We start from the raw sequence: 19375 nt of genomic DNA, 5'->3' as shown, positions 1-19375 counted from the left end.
CTTGATTTTGAGTGCGTATTTGCATTTTTCGGCATGACGGACATGGTTTGCTAAAACGTAAAAGGCGATCAGAAATGATCGCCTTTCTTATTTCCGGTTGGCATATGATGCGCTGCAACATACGGAAAACGCTACGTAATTTTGCGGTTGCCGTTAACGTCGCCTTTGACCCGGGGCCAGAAGCCTGATTTATTGAGCGGTCCGGCATGACGGCTCCACACCTGATTGCCGGGTTAAAGTTTACAGGTTCTCGCCGCTTTCCAATCCACCACGCAAGCGTCAGTGAAAATATATGTCAGATTCAGAAATCAAGGTTCGTGACCGTGAAGCGCTGCTGTTTCATTCAAGTGGCCGCCCCGGAAAAATCGAAATCACTCCGTCGAAGCCGCTGACCACACAGCGCGATCTTTCACTTGCATATTCACCAGGTGTGGCGGTGCCATGCCTCGAAATCGCCAAGAATCCGGCAACGGCCTATGACTATACGTCCAAGGGCAATATCGTCGCCGTGATCTCGAATGGTACGGCCGTTCTGGGGCTTGGCAATCTGGGTGCGCTGGCATCCAAGCCGGTAATGGAAGGCAAAGCGGTCCTGTTCAAGCGTTTTGCCGATGTTGACGGGCTGGACCTTGAAGTGTCGACCGAGGATGTTGACGAGTTCGTCAATTGCGTGCGCTTCCTTGGCGCGTCGTTCGGCGGGATCAACCTTGAAGACATCAAGGCCCCGGAATGCTTCATCATCGAGCAACGCTTGCGCGAACTGATGGATATTCCGGTATTCCATGACGACCAGCACGGTACGGCGATTATTGCCGCATCCGGCCTGATCAATGCCTGCGACCTGACGGGGCGCGAGCTTAAAGACATCAAGCTTGTGATCAACGGTGCGGGTGCGGCGGCGATTGCATGTTGCGAACTGGTCAAAAGCATGGGAGTCACACCCGATAATGTCATCATGTGCGATTCGCGCGGGGTGATTTACAAGGGCCGTGAAGACGGCATGAACCAGTGGAAATCGGCGCACGCGGCCGAAACAGATGCCCGCACGCTGGAAGAAGCGATGGACGGGGCGGATGCGTTCTTCGGCCTGTCGGTCAAGGGCGCGGTGACGGCGGCCATGGTCAAAAGCATGGCCAAACAGCCTATCATCTTTGCCATGGCAAACCCGGATCCGGAAATCAGCCCGGAAGACGTCGCCGCGATCCGAAATGACGCGATCTGTGCCACCGGGCGTTCGGACTATGCCAACCAGATCAATAACGTGCTTGGTTTCCCTTATATCTTCCGCGGGGCGCTTGACGTTCAGGCATCCACGATCAACGAGGAAATGAAGATTGCCGCGGCGCATGCGGTGGCGTCACTGGCGCGTGAAGATGTGCCTGACGAGGTTGCTGCGGCTTATTCCGGCCGTCGCCTGCAATATGGTCCGGAATATATCATTCCGGCACCGTTTGACCCGCGCCTTATCATTGCGGTGCCCAAGGCCGTGGCACAGGCCGCGATGGACAGTGGTGTTGCACGCCGACCGATCATTGACATGGCGGAATATGAAAATCAGCTGCGCGGTCGCCTTGATCCGACGGCGGCCCATCTACAACTGATTTCCGATTATGTGCGGGCCCATCCGAAACGGATTGCCTTTGCCGAGGGCGAAGAGGAAACCGTTATTCGTGCGGCTGTGGCCTATCGCAATTCCGGTTATGGTACTCCGATCCTGATCGGGCGCGAGGACCGGATCGCGGAATCGGCCAAATCGCTCGGTATCGAAAGCCTTGAGGGTGTTGAAATCAGCAACGCGGCCCTTTCTCACAAGAACAAGGAATATGCCGAGTTCCTGTATGGCCGCCTGCAGCGTAAAGGCTTCCTGTGGCGCGATTGCCAGCGCATGGTCAACCAGAAGCGTAACGTCTTTGCAGCTGTTATGGTGGCAAAAGGCGATGCGGACGGCCTGATTACCGGCCTGACGCGAAACTTCCATCGCAGCTTTACCGATATCAGTTCAGTGATCGATGCCAAGCCGGGCGAAATCCCTATGGGTCTTTCGATTGCAATTGCCAAAGGCCGGACGGTGTTTATTGCCGATACGCGCGTGCATAACATGCCCGATGCCGAGCAGCTTGCCGAGATTGCGATCCAGGCGGCCGAAAAAGCCCGTCAGCTTGGTCACGAGCCGCGTGTGGCAATGGTATCGCATTCGACGTTTGGCAACCCGTGGAGTGCAGATACCGACCGTATCCGCGAGGCGGTCGGTATCCTTGAGCGCAGTAATGTCGATTTTGAATTCGATGGTGATATTGCGGTTGATGTGGCGCTTGATACTGAACTGTTGAAGCTTTATCCGTTCTGCCGTCTTTCCGGCCCGGCCAATGTGCTTGTAATGCCGGCCCTTCATGCGGCGACAACGGCGTCAAAGCTTCTCGACAAGCTGGGCGGTGGTACGGTTGTTGGTCCGGTGATGATCGGGCTCGAAAAGCCGGCACAGATCACCCAGATGGGCAGTACGGTTAACGACCTTGTCAACCTGGCAGCACTGGCCGCTCACGAGGCAGAACACGGCTAAGTTGCGCTAAACAATATTGTTAAAATGGCGGAATTGCTGATGCAATTTCCGCCATTTTACTTTAAGAGGCCGGAATATAACAAAAAACAACCGGTAATCGTGGGAACGTGACGTTGAATTTTTCATGCAAATGGCGTTTTGGGCTATGCACAGTTTTTTTGATTCTGTTCGGGTGCAATGCTTCCGAGCCTTCGTCAGAACTGATTACGTCCAGCTTGAACGAACTGCACGATGAAGCCCTGATAGGCATGCTATCGCATCTGGAAAATATCGAGATATCCGATACGGAGCGAACAGGCGACAATCGCAGTCGTGTATCTGTGCAATACGAACTGGTGTTTGATATTGATTTTGCCAATGCCATTGGCATTGTTGCCGATCCGGGGTCAGCTTCGGAAGCCGAACGTATGCGGTTTCGTGATTATCTTGGTATTCTTGGAACTGTTGAATTGACGGGCCTGACCAGCCTTTATGGTGAATTTGAAAAAGATCAGCGCTTTGACGTCGCCCGGGTCGTCGATTTCGTTAAGATTAAAGGCAAATGGATCGCGCAGCCCTGATGGCGTTTATCGCTTGGGCAATAGCGTGGATCGACCCGATTTCTGCCACATCGGACTGTAACAGGTTCGCGCCATAACCGTATTTCAGGCATAAGGAACTTGTCGATGCATCGCATCAGTCATTTTTTTGCATTTATTCTGTTCGTTCCGGCGCTTGTGGCCTTGGCTGCGTGCGACGATACAAAGACCGAAGGCCCAACAGCTAATGAGATCACCACGGCCGTGATCGAACGTTTCCGTGATGATCCTTATGCCAAAGTTGGTCATGTTGAAAATATTGCCAAGACCAACAGCATCAAAGAAGCCGAAGATGAAACGACAGTTATGGTGCGTTACGAATTGGTGTTTGATCGCTCGGTCGCGGATTTTGCCGATGACGTGACGGAAAAGGGCAAGGCCGCCGGGGACCTTGATACGGTCGGTGACACTGTCAGTGAAGCAATTGATCTGGTGAAGACCAAGATGCTGGCCTTGAAGGAGGGCGAGTTCAAGGCGGGTGACAGGCGCATTGTCGAAAGCGAGATCCGGCTGGTCAAATCCGAGAAAGGCTGGATTTACCGCCCATAGAATCTGGTGGTATCCATTTACGGAAATAAGAAAAGGAACCGCATGAAACCGGTCCCTTTTTTATAAGCGATTGGTGCGATCAATCTTCAAGAAGTGCCAGAACACTTGGCGGCGGCGGTATATCGCCAGACGCGAAGCCGATCCCGTCGAATGTTTCAAGACCGTTCACGCGCATGATGGCGTGAAGCGAGTCGACATATTCTTCACCACGTTCGGAATATTTGGTTAGTGTATCGGCCAGATCCCAACCAAGCACGACTTCGCCACCTTCACGCAACTTGGCACGTTCAGCGCGCAGTTCGGCATATGCCGGGTGCGAGTTGATGTTGCGTGCATAGGCACGAACACTGTCGATCAGGCTGTTAAACGATTTGATGACGTGGGTTTTGCCTTCGGCACGGTCTTCTGGGACGATGCCGTCTTCATCCCAGGCCCACTGGCCAAACAGGGCATTACCCTTGCGCACGAAGCGCGACGTGCCCCAGCCGCTTTCCTCAGCGGACTGAGCAAGCATCAGAGATGGCGGAATGATATCGATGCGTTCAAGCAGTGCGGTGACACCGCCATCCTTCACGCGATAGCGCTTCATCATCTGATCGACCCATTCTTTTTCAGCCGCACTGATCGGGTCGCCGGAATATTTCTTGCTCTGAATAGCCATCAGGCGATCACGTCGCGCTGTGATTTCCTCGTTCACACGCAATGCCAGCGGCAGCATGATTCGAATGAAAATCTGTTTGCGCTCGTCTGCGGATGCCAGATCGCGCATGCCTTTGGGAACGCGTTTGATATAGACGCGTGGAATTTCCTGCACACCCGACAGGCTGTAGCCGATGCTTTGATAATACTGGTTAAGCGCGATCACTTCTGGATCGCGACGGTAGAGCGGTTTGACGTTCTTTTTTTCCGGCGCAACGGTAACTGCTGCGACCTCGTCAAAGCTCATACCTTTAGGGGGGGGGGTAACATCCCATCCACCGAAAATGCCAAAATACAGTAAACCTACCGCTCCAAACACTGAAGCAAGCGCAATTTTACGGTAACTGCCTTCTTTTGCGCTATTCATGTTGTTTCTCCAGGATCAGTAAAACTGCCGGTTCATGCGAGCCGTTATCTATGCCTGCCTGTTGTGCGGATCGCAACCTGCAATATCGAAAAGGTTAATTTTTCCTTTGCGACGTTTGCGTTCCGCGCGTAATGACAACGCCCGGCACAGAAATTTGTGCGTGCCGGGCGGAAAAAATTTCGCGAATCGGGAAATCAGTCAGCCATGACCGGTTCTACGGCCTGAACTTCCGGCACGTAATAACGCAGCATGTTTTCGATGCCCATTTTAAGGGTCGCCGTGCTGCTCGGGCAGCCGGAGCATGCGCCGTGCATTTCAAGGAATACAACGCCGTCTTCGAATTTGTGGAAGACGATATCGCCGCCATCCTGTGCGACGGCCGGCCGGACACGGGTATCAAGCAGTTCCTTGATCTGGCTGACCAGTTCATCATCTCCATCTGATGCGGTGCTGGCACCGGTGGCAGCACCGGAATTCTGATCAAGAACCGGCTGTCCGGAGGTGTAATGCTCCATGATACCGCCAAGGATTTGCGGTTTGAGTGTCTGCCAGTCTTTGGCATCGTCCTTGGTGATGGTGATGAAGTCACCGCCCAGAAACACCCCGGTGATGCCTTCAACTTCAAACAGCTTGCGGGCAAGCGGTGATTTTACATCTGTATCGGTTGCCGTGAAGTTGGCGGTGCCCTGACGGCCCATAACATCTTCGCCGGGCAGGAATTTCAGTGTTGCCGGGTTCGGAGTCGGTTCGGTTTGAATGAACATGTCGGCTTGTCCTCTCACTCTGGGGGCCGGGGCAAATCTTGCCCGCGCGGCGTTCCCGATTTCATCTGGTTAGGCCCTAAATGGGGCAAAAACAGGAAAAGATCAAGTCTGAGCGCGCAACTCAGGTATTCGTGATCTGACACCCGGTACCGGGAACCTGTCTTATCGCTGCAGAATAGAGCTGATTTCGCGCATCTGGGTACGGGCGCGCAGCAGATAAAAACCAAGCCCGGCCAAGTGGTTTGGGAAAATAATGCCATCGGCCGAACCGTTGACCACAACCAGAGGATCAAGAGCCGCTGCTGCCTGCAACGAGCCGATCATTTCCGCCCAGGCTGGTGCTACCTGACGTTCATTGATGACCTGTTCGAAATCGGTGCCGAGGTCACGCAGGATCAGGCTATAGGCATAAAGACGGCCCTTGGTGGCATAAAAGACATCATCAGCAGTGCGATCAAACAAGGATGGGTCTTCGACCTTGTCATCAATCAGTGCGGATGCTGATCCAAGATCATTGGCGAAACGGTTCAGCGTTTCCTGCAGATTGTCAGCACGGCGTTCAAAAACGGCCTGACCGTCTGCCAGGCGCTGATTGTAACGGTTAAGCGCTGCAATAGCCTGCCGGTATTGCTGTTCGGAGGTTACACCGGGCAAAAGCGACACGCTGGGATCAAAGACCCATTTGTCACCCCTGAATTTCAGAAGGCCTGCTGCATCATCCAGATCCGGGTCAACCTGGCTTGAGCCACGCGTACGACCAATCTGATCGGACAACTCGATTGCAAAGCGTGACAGGGCATAGACAATACCCGTCTGGAAGTTCGGCATATTGTCCAGTGCGGCACTCGGCAGGAAGAAGGGATCGTTCGCCGTCCAGCGGTTCTGATTGATTTCGCGATCTATCAGTGCGGATGCGGTGCTTACCGAATGGCTGCCGCCCTGATAATTACCAGTGAAATCGGGATTGTCGTCGATCTTGTGCACCAGTGCCATGCCGACCGGATAATAGATGACAGCGACCAACACAATAACGGTAAGGCTGCCCACCCAAAACTTGCGGGAGCTGAAAACACGCCTGATGCGTGCTCCGAAACCGGAAATACCGTTCTTTTTGTATAGATAATCGTCTTCAATCATGATCCGTCCCGGTCAATGGCGTGCAGCATGAAACTAGGGTGTCATTGCCACAACGGCAAGTCCATGATTTTACATATCGATCCGAATATAGTTTTCAGTCGTGCACATGGACAAAACGGTTTCGAGATCTTTTTCGCCAAGTGCAACGCAGCCTTCGGTACCGGTATAATCCGGGCGGGCAATATGCATGAAAATCGCCGACCCTTTTCCCGGGACGGTAGGATCATCGTTGTGACCAAGTACGACAATGAGGTTGTAAAGCCCATCGTCGCGAAACAGTTTCTCATGGCTGGCATCAAACGGAAGCCGCACGGGGCGATTATAGTCCGGATGGGTAGGATCGTCGCACCAGCCATCAGAAAAGGAAATAGTGGTGACTGGAAGGTCTGTATGGGGGCTTGCGCGGCGATCAGACCGATACATAACATAACGCAGTCGCCAGGTTCCAGCCGGCGTTTTACCGTCACCTTCGGTCTTTGCATCGGCAGAGACCACGCCGTTTTTGCCAATTGCACAGCGAAATTCCCGGTCCTCAAAGCGCAGCAATCCATCTGTCGAGACAATCATTTCGACCGGATCGGACGGCGTACTGGTTTGCAGGTTGCTATGCATTGGTCTGAAACTCTGAATTCCGGTTGTCTAAAGTGCTGTCGCCAAAGCGTTTTGCAGAAAATTTCTTGAAGATGTTGAGAAACAACAAAGGTGAATTTGTGGCAATGCCGTATCAGCTACAATGATTGCACGCAAAGTTGATACGGGAATGCAGACTGTCAGGTTTCGCAGGTAACCAAAAATATCTTTGGAAAGGTGCGGAAGGCTTAATGCCTACGTCAGGCGTGCTTCGCCTGCACGGAACAAATCCTTTGTCCAATAGTCCCGAGCGAATTGAGATTATGTATGTTTTTTGGCGTCATGTTAAAATGACAACGCCCCGCGCCGGAATCCGGGCGGGGCGTTAGAAAGCCATCGCACATAAATCGGCTTATTTGCCGAGACGGGCTACACCTTCTTCGATCAGTTTAGCGGCTTTCTCAGCGCCTTCCCAACCGGTGACTTTTACCCATTTGCCTTTTTCGAGGTCTTTGTAACGCTCGAAGAAATGCTGGATCTGATCGCGCAGAATCTGCGGAAGATCTTCGTGGGATTTGATATCGGTATAGTACGGATCGATCTTGTCGTGCGGCACGCAGATCAGTTTCTCATCCTGCCCGGCCTCGTCTTCCATCATCAGAACACCGACCGGACGGGCGCGAATGACCGAGCCAGCAACAACCGGTTCACGGAACATGACCATGGCATCGACCGGATCACCATCCAGGCCAAGGGTGTTGGGGATGAAACCGTAATTTACCGGATAATACATCGAGGTATGGAGGAAGCGGTCAACGAAGACAGCACCAGAGTCTTTGTCGACTTCGTACTTGATCGGTCCGCCCTGCGGGATTTCGATGACGACGTTAACGTCCCAGGGAACATCTTTGCCAACGGCAATCTTGCTGAGATCCATTTGGGGAAAATCCCTTTCGCTTTTTGATAAGGCTGTGCCCCGTTGCCGGGGCTATCACAACGCACAAACACTCGAAATCTATCGAGGATGCAAAAATCAGGTGGTCCTTTTATCTTGAAATTGGCGTTGTTCCAAGCCCCGCAGATAACTGGACTATTTTATGCTGAAGCGGCGATTGGAATAAGTTCACTCTGTCTCGGTTGGAAGCGGCTCGGGTCTGCTTCTAGCTCTTTAAAATACATACCGTTGTTTGATTTGTTGGCGTGACGTTGCCCTATGGAGCGTCCGTGATACAGATGCAGAACGGGTGAGCAGTATTCGACGCTTTTGCGTTTCACGCCAGATCGGATCATGCGCAGCACGAAATCGGAATCTTCGAGACCATGTCCCTCATAGGCTTCGTCAAAACCGCCGATTGCCAGAATGTCATTTCGAAAGGCGGCAATATTGCACCCTTGTGCCTTTTTCCAGCATTTCTGATGCGCCCAAAGGCTTTTCTTGTTTTGCGGGAGAGGGGCAAACTGGAAGGGGCGATTGCATTGTCCCATCAGACCCAGCATGAACAAAAGGATGCGAGGCCATTTGTGAAATGAAAAGCGCTTTTTCATAACGAATTCAGTGAAGCGACGTTTAAGAAAAACGCGCTTGCCGGTCACGAAGCAGCCTGGTTCGGCAACTTTTCGGTGGTTTGAGACAAAATCAGGAAGAAGACAACAGTCACCATCGGTGAAAACAACAATATCGCCCTCTGCGATTTTGATTGCACCATTGCGGACACGTGACAGGCGATAGCCCATATCTTCTTGCCAGAAATGTTTGATCGGCACGGGTGATTTTTTCTGCATGCGGATAATGGTATTTGCCGTCTCCGGGCCGGACCCGTCATCTGCGACGATCACCTCGAAGTTCCTGTCTTTCTGGTCGATTAACGACTGCAAGACCATCTCAAGCGCTTCGGGCCAATTATAGGTCGAAACGATCACAGAAACCTTATGCACGTAATTTCCCCCCAATTACAGAACGCATTCAACCAGTATCCCCTCTGGTCCATAATGCATGGAGCCGATTTCCGCTCCGTCTCGTCAATTACAAAAAAGTTCTAGATATTAAAATCGTATATCACATGAACAGGTTACCAATTTGTGTTCATTCAGACTTTCGAGGGTTAGAACAATAATAGGCCCAAGCATGAGCAATCGTTTCACGTGGGTCTGTATATTTCGGCTTCCAGTTTAATAGTGAATTCGCTTTCGCCGGATTGGCAATCAGTTTTACGGGGTCGCCCGGGCGGCGTGCCGCGTCAGATATCGGGAACTCGATACCCGTAACTTCTCTGCAAAGCATCAATATTTCACGTACAGAACAGCCTTTGCCCGTCCCAATATTGACGCAATCAAAAAATGGTTTTGTTTTGCCTGTTATATGCTCAAGTGCCTTGACGTGGGCCGTTGCCAAGTCATCAACGTGAACGTAGTCGCGAATGCAGGTTCCATCCGGCGTGTCATAGTCATTGCCGAATATTTTTAAACCGTCTCTTCGCCCGGCCGCCGCCAATAGCGCAAGCGGAATGAGGTGAGTTTCCGGATCATGTCTTTCACCGGTTCGCCTTGAAGGGTCCGCACCCGCGGCATTAAAATAACGCAGAGCAATGGAACGAAAACCATATAACGCGCAATAGTCCGCGATCATTGTTTCAACCATCGCCTTTGAGCGGCCGTAGGGATTTTCAGGCTGAGCCGGTAAAGTCTCGTCAAGCATGTCGAGATTGGTGTTACCGTATATGGCGGCAGTTGATGAGAAAACGATCTGCCGACACTCATGATGACGCATCGCTTCAAGCAGATTAAATGAGCCGGTCGTATTCACCTCGTAAAAGCTGGCTGGTTCCTGCATCGAAAGACCTGCCTCAATCAGGGCAGCCATATGAATGACTGCAGTTGGTTGGAATTTTTTAAAGGTATCGTCAAGAGCGGTGCGATTACGAATATCTGCATGAACAAATGGGATATCACCAGAAATAGCATCACGGTGACCGTTCGACAAATTGTCAAGAACCACCGGCAGATAGCCACTTTCTTGCAATTTCAGGCATATATGAGATCCGATATATCCGGCGCCGCCTGTTACCAGTATTTTTTCCATAGCTTCCGTTCTGTTCAATATCCAGCCAATGATTTGGTCGTATTAGAAATACAGATTAGGTGAATTCTGTCTGGCAGATCATTTTTTAAGCATTTTGCCTTTCAGCGACGCCGTATGTGGATTGATCAGTTCGCGGATCCAGTTGGCGGCGGCGATGACGGCCGGGTCTTTTTCACGGGCAGGGCGGATCAGCAGGCGATACCACCAGTGCGATACGAAATCGGGGAAATTAAGCAAGACCAGTTCCCCGCGTTCCACAAAGTTGCGGGCGATCACATCGGTGCTGGCAACAATGCCTTGTCCAGCACGGGCTGCTTCGAGTGCCCAGATATGATGGCTGAAGGTCCAGCAATCATCGAGTGAAAAGGTGGCGCGATCAAACCAGTTGGCAATCTGCGAAAATTGTTCGCTGTCGCTGTCGATCAGCAGGATATCGCGCGATCCAAGTGAACCGACATCGATATTGCAGGGATCAAGTCCGCGCTTTTCGAGCCATTCAGGCGCAGCAAAAGCATTGTAAATTTCGGGAGTCAGAAGTTCGGTGATCCAGCCATCAAGCCCCGGCAAATCTTTTGGTGCGATCTGAAGGGCGATGTCGATTTCAAGTGGATCAAGATCATCATCAAATTCGATCTTGCGAAACTGAACGGGAATATCGGCAGGCATACGGGCCTGCAGGTCACCAAGCTCGTTTAACAGAACGGTCAAGGCAGGGGTTGCCAATGCGCCTATACGGATCGCCTTGCCCTTGTCGGGCCCGACTTCGCCGGTGATATCGGCAATGCCATCAAGGGCTTCTGTCAGGCGCGGGAGCAGACGGGTTGCCGATTTGGTCAGGCTGAGCCCGCGTCCCTTGCGAACAAACAGGACAACGCCAAGACATTCTTCAAGCTGACGCAATTGATGGCTGATCGCACTTTGGGTGACATGCAATTCTTCAGCCGCCGCCTTCACACTTTGATGGCGGGCGGTGGCTTCAAAAGCGACAAGCGCGCGTAAGGGGGGCAGTTTGCGGCGCATCGAACATTTCCGTGGGACAGGGTTTTAGAGTTTATTCCTGTGTAACAGGCCTGAATGTGGTTTGGGGCAAAAAATTCTCATCAATGGCTGAAAACTCCTCATTCGCATTTTTCAATTTTTGCGGGCACACTGCTGAATGAAAAGGGTTTCCGGCTGATCGATAGATAGTCTCCTTGCGCCACCCCGCAGCAGTCTCCCCGCTGTCGGAAACCCACTTTAATTCCAGAGATCATGATCAGGTGATGACCGGGACGCTTTTGCGCCTCAGCGGCAATTTTCGCGGCGTTTTGTGGATGACGGCGGCGATGGCATCGGGCGTTTTTGTCGATGTCTGTGCCAAGCTGGTATCCCATGATGTGTCGACGGCACAAATTCTCGCGATGCGTGCAGTGACGACGGTGGCTGTGTTCGTGATCATCCTGATGTTTATTGGCACCAGGTCGATCCGGACCAAGCGACCTTATGCGCATCTGGCGCGCGGCGTTCTTTGGTACGGATCGCTGTTTTTTGTGTTCTTTGCCCTTCGCCAGATGAGTATTGCCGAGGTAAATGCCTATCTGTTCATCGAGGCCTTGCTGACCGTGATGCTTGCCGTTGTGATTCTTGGCGAGCAGTTGACGGCACGTAAAGTGATCGCAACCCTTCTTGGACTTGTTGGCGTTTGGGTAATGTGCGTTCCCAAAATGGACGGATTTGGCGTTCCATTGGGGGTTGCCGCAGCCCTGATCGGGGCGTTCTGTTTTTCCGCACAAACGCTTTATGCCAAGGTTCTGACCCGGACCGAGACGAATTTCTCCATGCTGTTCTGGCCCCAGATTGTCGCCATTGTGATCTGGGTGCCGGTTGCCGTCATCATGTGGCAACCGGCGGCCTTCTCTGACTGGCTTTATTCTGCGGGTGCAGGTTTCTTTGCCATGCTGACCAACTACATGGTTCTGCGGGCTGTTCGGGTTGCGGATGCCAGTGTCATTTCGCCAGCAGCCTATACGGCCTTGCCGTTTTCTGTAGCAATGGATCTGATCTTCTTTGACATGCTTCCGGTGCCGGTGATTTTTGTCGGGGCGGCGATTGTCGTGCTGGCGGTTGCCTTGCTGGATTACAGAGGCGGGGCAAAACCGGTTTCGGTTGTGCCCGCCGAAGATGATGAAAGCGATGGAAATCGCAAGGCTGCAACGGCGAAAGTTTAGCCTTTCTTCGGAAAACCTGTTTATCCGTTATGAACTGTCGTCGTGTTGCTTGCGGGAATCATCGGGTGTTTCGGCCCGTTCATGCATTCCATAATCACGCATGACATGGGCGACCCGCAGACGATAATCGTCGAAAATCCGGTTACGACCTTTGTTCTGTGCAATGCGGTGTTCACCGACATTGCGCCATGCCATGACGGCTTTTTCATCGCGCCAGAAAGAAAGAGACAGAACTTTGCCCGGCTCGTTAAGGCTTTCGAACCGTTCGATGGAAATGAAGCCGTCGATTGTTTCAAGTACCGACCGGAGGTCCTTTGCGATCGAGAAATATTCGTTACGATGTTGCGGGTGAGGCAGGACTTCGAAAATGACGGCAATCATGGCTTGACCAGTTCCGCATGCGGGGTAGAGGCGATTTTGAAAAACTGGCGTTCTTCGCGCAGGATGAATTTTTCACGTTGGGCGAACTGATAGTTTTCATGCCCCAGTGGGTCTTGTGACAGGCGGGCGCGATAGGCTTCATATGCTGCCAGATCCGGCAAATGATAAACTGCGTAAGCGGTCGATATTGTTCCTTCATGAGGCGCGAAATAGCCGACCAGATCAGCACCGCATCGTGGAATTGCCTCGCCCCAGTTACGCGCATATTCCACAAAAGCATTCTTCTTATAAGGGTCGATTTCATAGCGGATGAAACACGTGATCATTGGCTTTATATCCTTATTGGGAGACCATTTTATGATTTAGGAAAGGGTGACTGTCGCCAGAATGCGCGCGGCAGATTGATGATTGCGACGCCGACAAGCGTGCAGAGGATTCCAGCAAGAACCGGGGAACTTATGGTTTCGCCAAGTAACAGGCTGCCAAGCACGACGCCGATCCCGGCACGCAGGTAGCTTTGACTGGCAACACCCATTGAGCCAAGCGTGCGTAACAGCCTGAAATAGATCAGCAAAGCGATTGCCGTGCAAAAAACCGACAGGGCAAGCGTTGCAAGAATGGCGGACGTTGACGGTGTCAAGTTCCAGGGTCGATCCAGCACCAGACTGGCCGGGATCAGAAAGATGCTGGCCCAGATCATGGTTGCGGCGGCGCTAACGGTTGCGGGCAGGGCGTTGAAGCGCTTGCCATAGATTGCTGCTCCGGCATAGAGGATCGCTCCGGCCAGAACGGCAAGCTGCCCGCCAACATGCTGCCCTAGTCCGATAATCACACCAGGGCCGACAATCAGAACCACACCAGCAACGCCAAGGCACGCTCCGGCAAGACGAAACCGGTCAACCCGTTCATGCCGTGTCAGAAGGGTCGTGATCAGGAAAACAAAAACCGGTGATGTTGAATTAAGCACACTGGCAAGGCCGCTTTCGACATGTTGCTGTCCCCAAGCAAGTATTGTCCATGCGCCGAGGCTGTTGAAAACCGACTGGATCAGCAATGTGCCGATAACCTTGCCATCGCGCGGAAAACGTTCGCTACGGCAGCACATGACGACGAGAAGAAACAGCGATGCGATGCCAACCCTGATTGCGATCAGGGTAATTGGTGGGATATCGGTCAGCGCGATTTTGATGAACAGATACGACGACCCCCAAAGCAGGGCGAGCACAGCCAGCAAACCGATTTCAAGGGGTAGCGATATTTTGGACGATGTCATTCGGATCTCCGGGGCAGGGGCAATTCTGAACAAATAACCGATTGCTGGCGACCAATGCTTCGATTAACATCGAACTATGAAAGAAGGACCCGATATTGCCCGCGTGGCTACATTGCTTGGCGATCCGGCTCGCGCAAACATGCTGACCGCTCTGATGAGTGGCCGCGCGCTGACCGCTGCAGAGCTGGCACAGGAGGCTGGTGTGACGCCGCAAACGGCGAGTTCACATCTGGCAAAGCTGGAGGCTGGTCAGATCGTCATCCCGCGAAAGCAGGGGCGGCATCGTTATTTTACGCTTTCGGGCCCCGATATTGTCGAGGCATTGGAAGTCCTGATGGGGATTGCCAGTCGGGTCGGACATAATCGGGTCCGAACCGGGCCGAAGGACCCGGCATTGCGCAAGGCACGTGTTTGCTATGATCATTTGGCCGGAGAAATGGGGGTTGCCCTGTTTTCGGGGCTTGAGGCCCGCAAACTGATTTCGACAGATCATAATGGCGTGGCTTTGACAGATGCCGGTGCAGATTTCGCCGAGGCGTTCGGGATTAATCTGAATGAACTGCGTACCAGCCGCAGGCCGCTTTGCCGGGAATGCCTGGATTGGAGCGCCCGACAATCTCATTTGGCAGGGTCGTTTGGTGCTGCGTTACTGGACCGGTTTTATGATCTGGGCTGGGCACAGCGAAGTAAGGAGTCGCGTGTGGTGATTTTCAGCCCCGAAGGCGAACGCAACTTCAAGGCGCTGTGCGATAGTTAATAGTTGTCAGACTTGATCCATCAATAGGCTGTCGACCAGTGCCGGAACCAATTCAGTCGCCCGGCCATATGAACTGTGATCAAACAAGGACGCCCCGAAACCTGGTTCCAGGTTGATCTCGACCGTTTCTGCACCAGATTCTTTACTGGCGATTTGGACGAACCCGGCAGCCGGATAAACGTTCCCTGATGTGCCGATTGAAATGAATAGGCCACATTTGGCAAGAGCAGCATAAATGCGTTCCATTTCAAGCGGCATTTCCCCGAACCAGACAACGTGTGGGCGTAGGCCGCCGGTTTTGGTGCAGGAGGTACAGGGAGTGTCTCGTCCCAGTGGGGCAGACCAGACCGTCAGAAGCCCGCAATGATTGCAGCGGATTTTCAGCAATTCGCCATGCATATGGATAAGGTTTTTTGATCCGGCGCGGTCATGGAGATCGTCGATATTCTGGGTTACCAGCAGAACGTCGCTTGGCCACTTGGTTTCGAGCCGGGCAAGGGCAATATGCGCCTTGTTTGGCTGTATTGCAGGGTCAAGCAGCCCTGCGCGTCTGTCATTGTAAAAGTGATGTACAAGATCGGGATTGTTGATGAATGCCTCAGGCGTTGCGACTTCGGAAATGTCATATTTTGCCCAGATCCCATCGGGGTCGCGGAAGGTATGCAGGCCGCTTTCCTTCGAAATACCGGCCCCGGTCAAGATAACAATCGTTGCGGCTTCATCGCGCAGAATATTGATAATGTCAGGACGAAGCGGCATGGCGTGTTCCGATGTCATTGTTGCAAGCAGGCCAGATTAGACCCGAAATGGACAAAATAAAACGGCCCGCCGTGAAAATGGCAGGGCCGTTTAAATATTTGATCTTTCAAAACCGGTTTGCGGATTCCCGACCGGCAATCAGCCAGCGCTATCAGGCAGAGGTGTCAACATTGCTGCCAGGTTCGTCGTTTTTTGCGGCTTCCTGACCGGCGGGGTTTTTGGTGACCCCGACCATTGCCGGGCGCAAAAGGCGACCTTTGAGCACGTAACCGGCCTGCATTACCTGGGCGACATGGCCGTCTGGATAAGCAGGATTTGGCATTTCAAACACGGCTTGATGATGATTGGGGTCAAGTTTTTCCCCAAGCGGTTCAAGCTTTTCAACGCCGTTCTTTTCCAGTGCCTTAAGAAGCGTCTGTTCGGTCATTTCAACGCCTTCAACCAGCTTTTTCATCGTCGGGTCGGCATTGGACGTGTCGCCAGCAGCCTCAAGGGCGCGGCGGAGGTTGTCACCTACATCAAGCAGTTCGCGGGCAAATTTGGTAATCGCATAGTTCCCGGCGTCCTCGACGTCTTTCTTCGCGCGACGGCGCGTGTTTTCCACCTCGGCGGCGGCGCGCAATAGGCGGTCTTTCAACTCAGCAACTTCTGCTTCAAGTGCTGCAACCGGATCTGTGGTGGCTTCGCCACCTTCGGCTTCGGTTGCTTCTGAGACGACATCCTCTGCGGCAGTTTCTTCTGCCGACGCGGCATCATGCAGATCGTCCTGGTTGTTCTTTGCGGTTTCCGACATGGCTAACCTGTACCTTCAATTTGTGTGGCCTGACACGCAGCGCCAACGTTTATCCAATCAGTCGCCCGACCAGCTTGGCGGTGTAATCGACCAGCGGAATGATCCGGGCATAATTGATCCGGGTCGGCCCGACAACCCCGATTGCGCCCACAATGCTGCCTTCGGCATTCTGATAGGGCGAAATCACCATCGAAAGCCCCGATCCGCCGAACAATTTGTTCTCGGACCCGATGAAAATCTGCACACCTTGGGCAATCGTGGTGACATCAAGCAATTCAATCATCTGATCGCGTGCTTCGAGCACGTTGAACAGCCTTCTTACGGTTTCGAGCTGTTCGATCGTGTCGATATTTTCAAGCAATTGCGACTGGCCCTTTACGATCAGGGACGAACCCTTGACCCCGCCGGCCCATGTCGCAAGTCCGGCATCAATCAGTCCAGCCGACAATTCGTCGAGTTCCTGTTTGATGCGGTCGCGTTCCAAACTCATCAATTGCCGGGCGTCATCAAGTGTCTTTCCGGCCAACCGGGTATTTAGATAGTTCGATGCTTCTGTCAATGCCGAGGTCGGCAAATCGGGCGGAACATCAAGGATACGATTTTCAACATTACCGGTCTGCGAAACCAGAACCGCAAGGACCTTGCCCGGCGAAAGCGCAACAAATTCAATCTGTTTTAAACGGATGCCATCGGTTTTCGGTGCAACCACAAGCCCTGCACAGCGTGACAGCCCCGAAAGCATACTTGTGGCCTCGCCCAGCATCTGATCAAGGGAATATCCGGCCTGCTCGCAATTTTTAGTCAATTGATCGCGCTCGGCATTTGGTAGATCACCGACTTCCATCAGCGCATTGACGAAAAGACGCAGGCCTTTCTCGCTTGGCAATCGACCGGCCGAAATATGGGGGGCAACCAGAAGCCCCATTTCCTCAAGATCGGACATGACATTGCGGATGGTCGCCGCCGAGAGGTTTTCTGACATGCGGCGCGCGATGGATCGTGATCCGATCGGTTCGCCGGTTTCGACATAGGCATCTACGATCTGGCGAAAGACTTCGCGGGATCGCGCGTTCATGTCGCCCAGCAATGTGTCGTCAAACAGCGCCATGTTAAACCTGTCAAAACCAAATGTGTTGCGTGGAATTTAGTGAGGTGGCGGGCAGGCGTCAATGAAGCTGGCAGATTGGTGATAGCCGGAGGACGGGCAAACGATGGTATCAATCAGGAAGTTAGTCCTGCCAAATCTTTGAATTCGTCGCGAATCGAGTGCCATTTATGGTTTTTGCGCGTGGATCTGAGGCATAGTGTTGCTGGGATTTTGCCGTTATTTTCGGGGAAACTGCTGGACCTTTGATACGATGCTCAGTAGCTTTGGCCGCAATTTCAGCCATCGTTGATCAGCCATGCAGGTTGATCCGACCCAGAACAAAGAGGTTCAGACCCCATGCGTCCATCCGGCCGTAATTTCGATCAGCTTCGCGACGTTTCCATTGAGACAGGTGTTTCCAAATATGCAGAGGGCTCCTGCCTGATTAAATTTGGCGATACCCATGTGATTTGTACCGCGACGGTCGAGGACAAGGTGCCAGGCTGGATGCGTAATTCCGGCAAGGGTTGGATCACTGCAGAATATGGCATGCTGCCGCGTGCAACCGACAGCCGCATGCAGCGCGAGGCCGCACGCGGTGGCCAGTCGGGTCGGACCCAGGAAATCCAGCGCCTGATCGGGCGTTCGATCCGTGCGGTCGCTGACCTTAAGGGCATGGGTGAAATGCAGATGCGCCTTGATTGCGACGTTATCCAGGCTGATGGCGGAACACGCACCGCATCAATCACGGGTGCCTATGTTGCCGCCCATCTGGCGTTTCAGGGCGTACGCCGTCTTGGCCTGATCAAGGAAATCCCGTTGACTCAGCCGGTTGCCGCAATTTCGTGCGGTATTTATCAGGGTGAAGCGGTTCTTGATCTTGATTATGCCGAAGACAGCAATGCGGGTGCGGATGCGAACTTTGTTCTGGCGGGCAGTGGCGGCATTGTTGAGGTTCAGGCGACCGCGGAAGATGTGCCGTTTGATCGTTCTGCTTATGACAAGATGTTTGAACTGGCGGAAAAAGGCTGCAAGGAACTGTTTGCCAAACAGCGAGCAGCGATTGGCATCTAAGAATTTATTCGGGCGAGCCTGGATATGGTTCGCCCGATATTGTTTTTGTGGTTTTCAACCGTCTTCGTCTTAACGACCCGAATATCTCTAGGCAGCATCATGGCCCGTCGCTTTACGGAAAAAAAACTCGTTATTGCCAGCCACAACAAAGGCAAGATCAAGGAGATTGCCGAACTGCTTGATCCGTTCGGGATCGAAGTGGTTTCAGCAGGCGATTTGAATCTTCCCGAACCCGAAGAAACCGAAAACAGTTTTATTGGCAATGCACAGTTGAAGTCGTTGGCGGCAACAAAGGCCGCCAATCTGCCAGCCCTGTCTGATGATAGCGGCATGGCGGTTTCCGCCCTTGATGGGGCGCCGGGCATTTATTCAGCGCGCTGGGCCGGGCCGGACAAGGATTTTGATATGGCGATGGAAAAGGTCCAGAACGGGATCGGGAACCATCCTGACCGCCGGGCGGCCTTTATCTGCGCCTTGTCTCTGGCTTGGCCAGACGGTCATGTGGAGAATTTTGAAGGTCGTGTTGAAGGTGAAATCGTTTGGCCCAAACGTGGCCGTCACGGTTTTGGCTATGATCCGATTTTCCAGCCAAAAGGTTATGAGCAGACCTTTGGGGAAATGGACCCGGCACAGAAACATGCAATGAGCCATCGCGCGGATGCGTTTCGCCAGCTGGTCAAGGCTTGCTTCGAGTAAGGATTTTAGGCGGCCAACTGCCTGCATCGAACCTATGCACGCATC

General features: G+C 52.9%; 21 protein-coding genes. 7 read left to right on the top strand and 14 right to left on the bottom strand.

The features are described from left to right. Positions 1-292: 292 nt before the first annotated feature. The 3 genes from ABIE64_RS06480 (at position 293) to ABIE64_RS06470 (ending at position 3687) form a co-directional block, all read left to right on the top strand. The gene (locus ABIE64_RS06480) at positions 293-2560 is read left to right on the top strand and encodes an NADP-dependent malic enzyme (protein WP_007088543.1); all 2268 of its coding nucleotides are present in this window, start codon (positions 293-295) and stop codon (positions 2558-2560) included. 113 nt (positions 2561-2673) lie between these two features. After that, positions 2674-3120: a hypothetical protein gene (locus ABIE64_RS06475; RefSeq protein ID WP_139189988.1), complete on the top strand. Its 447-nt coding sequence runs from the start codon at positions 2674-2676 to the stop codon at positions 3118-3120. Positions 3121-3225: 105 nt separating this feature from the next. Next, positions 3226-3687: a hypothetical protein gene (locus tag ABIE64_RS06470; RefSeq protein WP_063092295.1), complete on the top strand. Its 462-nt coding sequence runs from the start codon at positions 3226-3228 to the stop codon at positions 3685-3687. A 79-nt stretch (positions 3688-3766) separates the two neighbouring features. Here ABIE64_RS06470 and ABIE64_RS06465 read toward each other — a convergent pair whose 3' ends face one another. The 8 genes from ABIE64_RS06465 to ABIE64_RS06430 form a co-directional block, all read right to left on the bottom strand. After that, a complete protein-coding gene (locus tag ABIE64_RS06465) occupies positions 3767-4753 on the bottom strand; it encodes a glucosaminidase domain-containing protein (protein ID WP_063092296.1) in 987 nt (328 codons plus the stop codon). 194 nt (positions 4754-4947) lie between these two features. Next, positions 4948-5517, bottom strand: a complete 570-nt coding sequence (locus ABIE64_RS06460; protein ID WP_007088547.1) for a NifU family protein — start codon at positions 5515-5517, stop codon at positions 4948-4950. Positions 5518-5679: 162 nt separating this feature from the next. Continuing rightward, positions 5680-6654 carry a DUF2333 family protein gene (locus tag ABIE64_RS06455; protein ID WP_037988967.1) on the bottom strand — a complete coding sequence of 325 codons (975 nt, stop codon included), beginning with the start codon at positions 6652-6654 and terminating at the stop codon, positions 5680-5682. Positions 6655-6723: 69 nt separating this feature from the next. Next, on the bottom strand, positions 6724-7266 hold the full coding sequence (locus ABIE64_RS06450) for a L,D-transpeptidase family protein (protein WP_082822654.1): 543 nt from the start codon (positions 7264-7266) through the stop codon (positions 6724-6726). Positions 7267-7636: 370 nt separating this feature from the next. Beyond that, positions 7637-8161, bottom strand: a complete 525-nt coding sequence (gene ppa, locus ABIE64_RS06445; protein ID WP_007088550.1) for an inorganic diphosphatase — start codon at positions 8159-8161, stop codon at positions 7637-7639. Positions 8162-8319: 158 nt separating this feature from the next. Further along, positions 8320-9159, bottom strand: a complete 840-nt coding sequence (locus ABIE64_RS06440; protein ID WP_063092298.1) for a glycosyltransferase family 2 protein — start codon at positions 9157-9159, stop codon at positions 8320-8322. A gap of 148 nt (positions 9160-9307) precedes the next feature. Continuing rightward, on the bottom strand, positions 9308-10303 hold the full coding sequence (galE, locus tag ABIE64_RS06435) for a UDP-glucose 4-epimerase GalE (protein WP_063092299.1): 996 nt from the start codon (positions 10301-10303) through the stop codon (positions 9308-9310). Positions 10304-10381: 78 nt separating this feature from the next. Next, the gene (locus tag ABIE64_RS06430) at positions 10382-11323 is read right to left on the bottom strand and encodes a LysR family transcriptional regulator (RefSeq protein ID WP_063092300.1); all 942 of its coding nucleotides are present in this window, start codon (positions 11321-11323) and stop codon (positions 10382-10384) included. Positions 11324-11565: 242 nt separating this feature from the next. On the opposite strand from ABIE64_RS06430, the gene ABIE64_RS06425 reads away from it, so the two are divergent. Next, a complete protein-coding gene (locus ABIE64_RS06425; protein ID WP_063092301.1) occupies positions 11566-12510 on the top strand; it encodes a DMT family transporter in 945 nt (314 codons plus the stop codon). A gap of 27 nt (positions 12511-12537) precedes the next feature. Here the strand turns inward: ABIE64_RS06425 and ABIE64_RS06420 are convergent, their stop codons facing one another. The 3 genes from ABIE64_RS06420 to ABIE64_RS06410 are packed head-to-tail and all read right to left on the bottom strand — an operon-like array spanning position 12538 to position 14164. Next, complete coding sequence (locus ABIE64_RS06420; RefSeq protein ID WP_354376919.1) at positions 12538-12891, bottom strand: antibiotic biosynthesis monooxygenase family protein; 354 nt, start codon at positions 12889-12891, stop codon at positions 12538-12540. Further along, on the bottom strand, positions 12888-13217 hold the full coding sequence (locus ABIE64_RS06415; protein WP_354376918.1) for an NIPSNAP family protein: 330 nt from the start codon (positions 13215-13217) through the stop codon (positions 12888-12890). The genes ABIE64_RS06420 and ABIE64_RS06415 overlap by 4 nt, the downstream gene beginning before the upstream one ends. Before the next feature lie 29 nt (positions 13218-13246). Beyond that, the gene (locus ABIE64_RS06410; RefSeq protein WP_063092303.1) at positions 13247-14164 is read right to left on the bottom strand and encodes a DMT family transporter; all 918 of its coding nucleotides are present in this window, start codon (positions 14162-14164) and stop codon (positions 13247-13249) included. A gap of 76 nt (positions 14165-14240) precedes the next feature. Here ABIE64_RS06410 and ABIE64_RS06405 point away from each other — a divergent pair, with 76 nt between their 5' ends. Beyond that, the gene (locus tag ABIE64_RS06405; RefSeq protein ID WP_063092304.1) at positions 14241-14921 is read left to right on the top strand and encodes an ArsR/SmtB family transcription factor; all 681 of its coding nucleotides are present in this window, start codon (positions 14241-14243) and stop codon (positions 14919-14921) included. 6 nt (positions 14922-14927) lie between these two features. On the opposite strand, the gene ABIE64_RS06400 is transcribed toward ABIE64_RS06405, so the two are convergent. The 3 genes from ABIE64_RS06400 to hrcA form a co-directional block, all read right to left on the bottom strand. Beyond that, complete coding sequence (locus ABIE64_RS06400) at positions 14928-15680, bottom strand: NAD-dependent deacylase (protein WP_354376917.1); 753 nt, start codon at positions 15678-15680, stop codon at positions 14928-14930. Positions 15681-15831: 151 nt separating this feature from the next. After that, positions 15832-16473 (bottom strand): nucleotide exchange factor GrpE, encoded by a 642-nt coding sequence (gene grpE, locus ABIE64_RS06395; RefSeq protein ID WP_007088560.1) that lies wholly within the window; start codon positions 16471-16473, stop codon positions 15832-15834. Positions 16474-16522: 49 nt separating this feature from the next. Continuing rightward, entirely contained in the window at positions 16523-17581 is a 1059-nt protein-coding gene (gene hrcA, locus ABIE64_RS06390; RefSeq protein WP_062950135.1) for a heat-inducible transcriptional repressor HrcA, read from the bottom strand. A 336-nt stretch (positions 17582-17917) separates the two neighbouring features. Here hrcA and rph point away from each other — a divergent pair, with 336 nt between their 5' ends. Then, on the top strand, positions 17918-18634 hold the full coding sequence (gene rph, locus ABIE64_RS06385; RefSeq protein ID WP_063092306.1) for a ribonuclease PH: 717 nt from the start codon (positions 17918-17920) through the stop codon (positions 18632-18634). A gap of 99 nt (positions 18635-18733) precedes the next feature. Beyond that, a complete protein-coding gene (rdgB, locus tag ABIE64_RS06380; protein WP_114094255.1) occupies positions 18734-19330 on the top strand; it encodes an RdgB/HAM1 family non-canonical purine NTP pyrophosphatase in 597 nt (198 codons plus the stop codon). Positions 19331-19375 lie beyond the last annotated feature (45 nt).

This window comes from Thalassospira sp. MBR-102 (assembly GCF_040549275.1).
Classification (GTDB): domain Bacteria; phylum Pseudomonadota; class Alphaproteobacteria; order Rhodospirillales; family Thalassospiraceae; genus Thalassospira; species Thalassospira xiamenensis.
The sequence above is the reverse complement of the archived record's forward strand: the minus strand, read 5'-3'. Positions and strand labels throughout refer to the sequence as shown.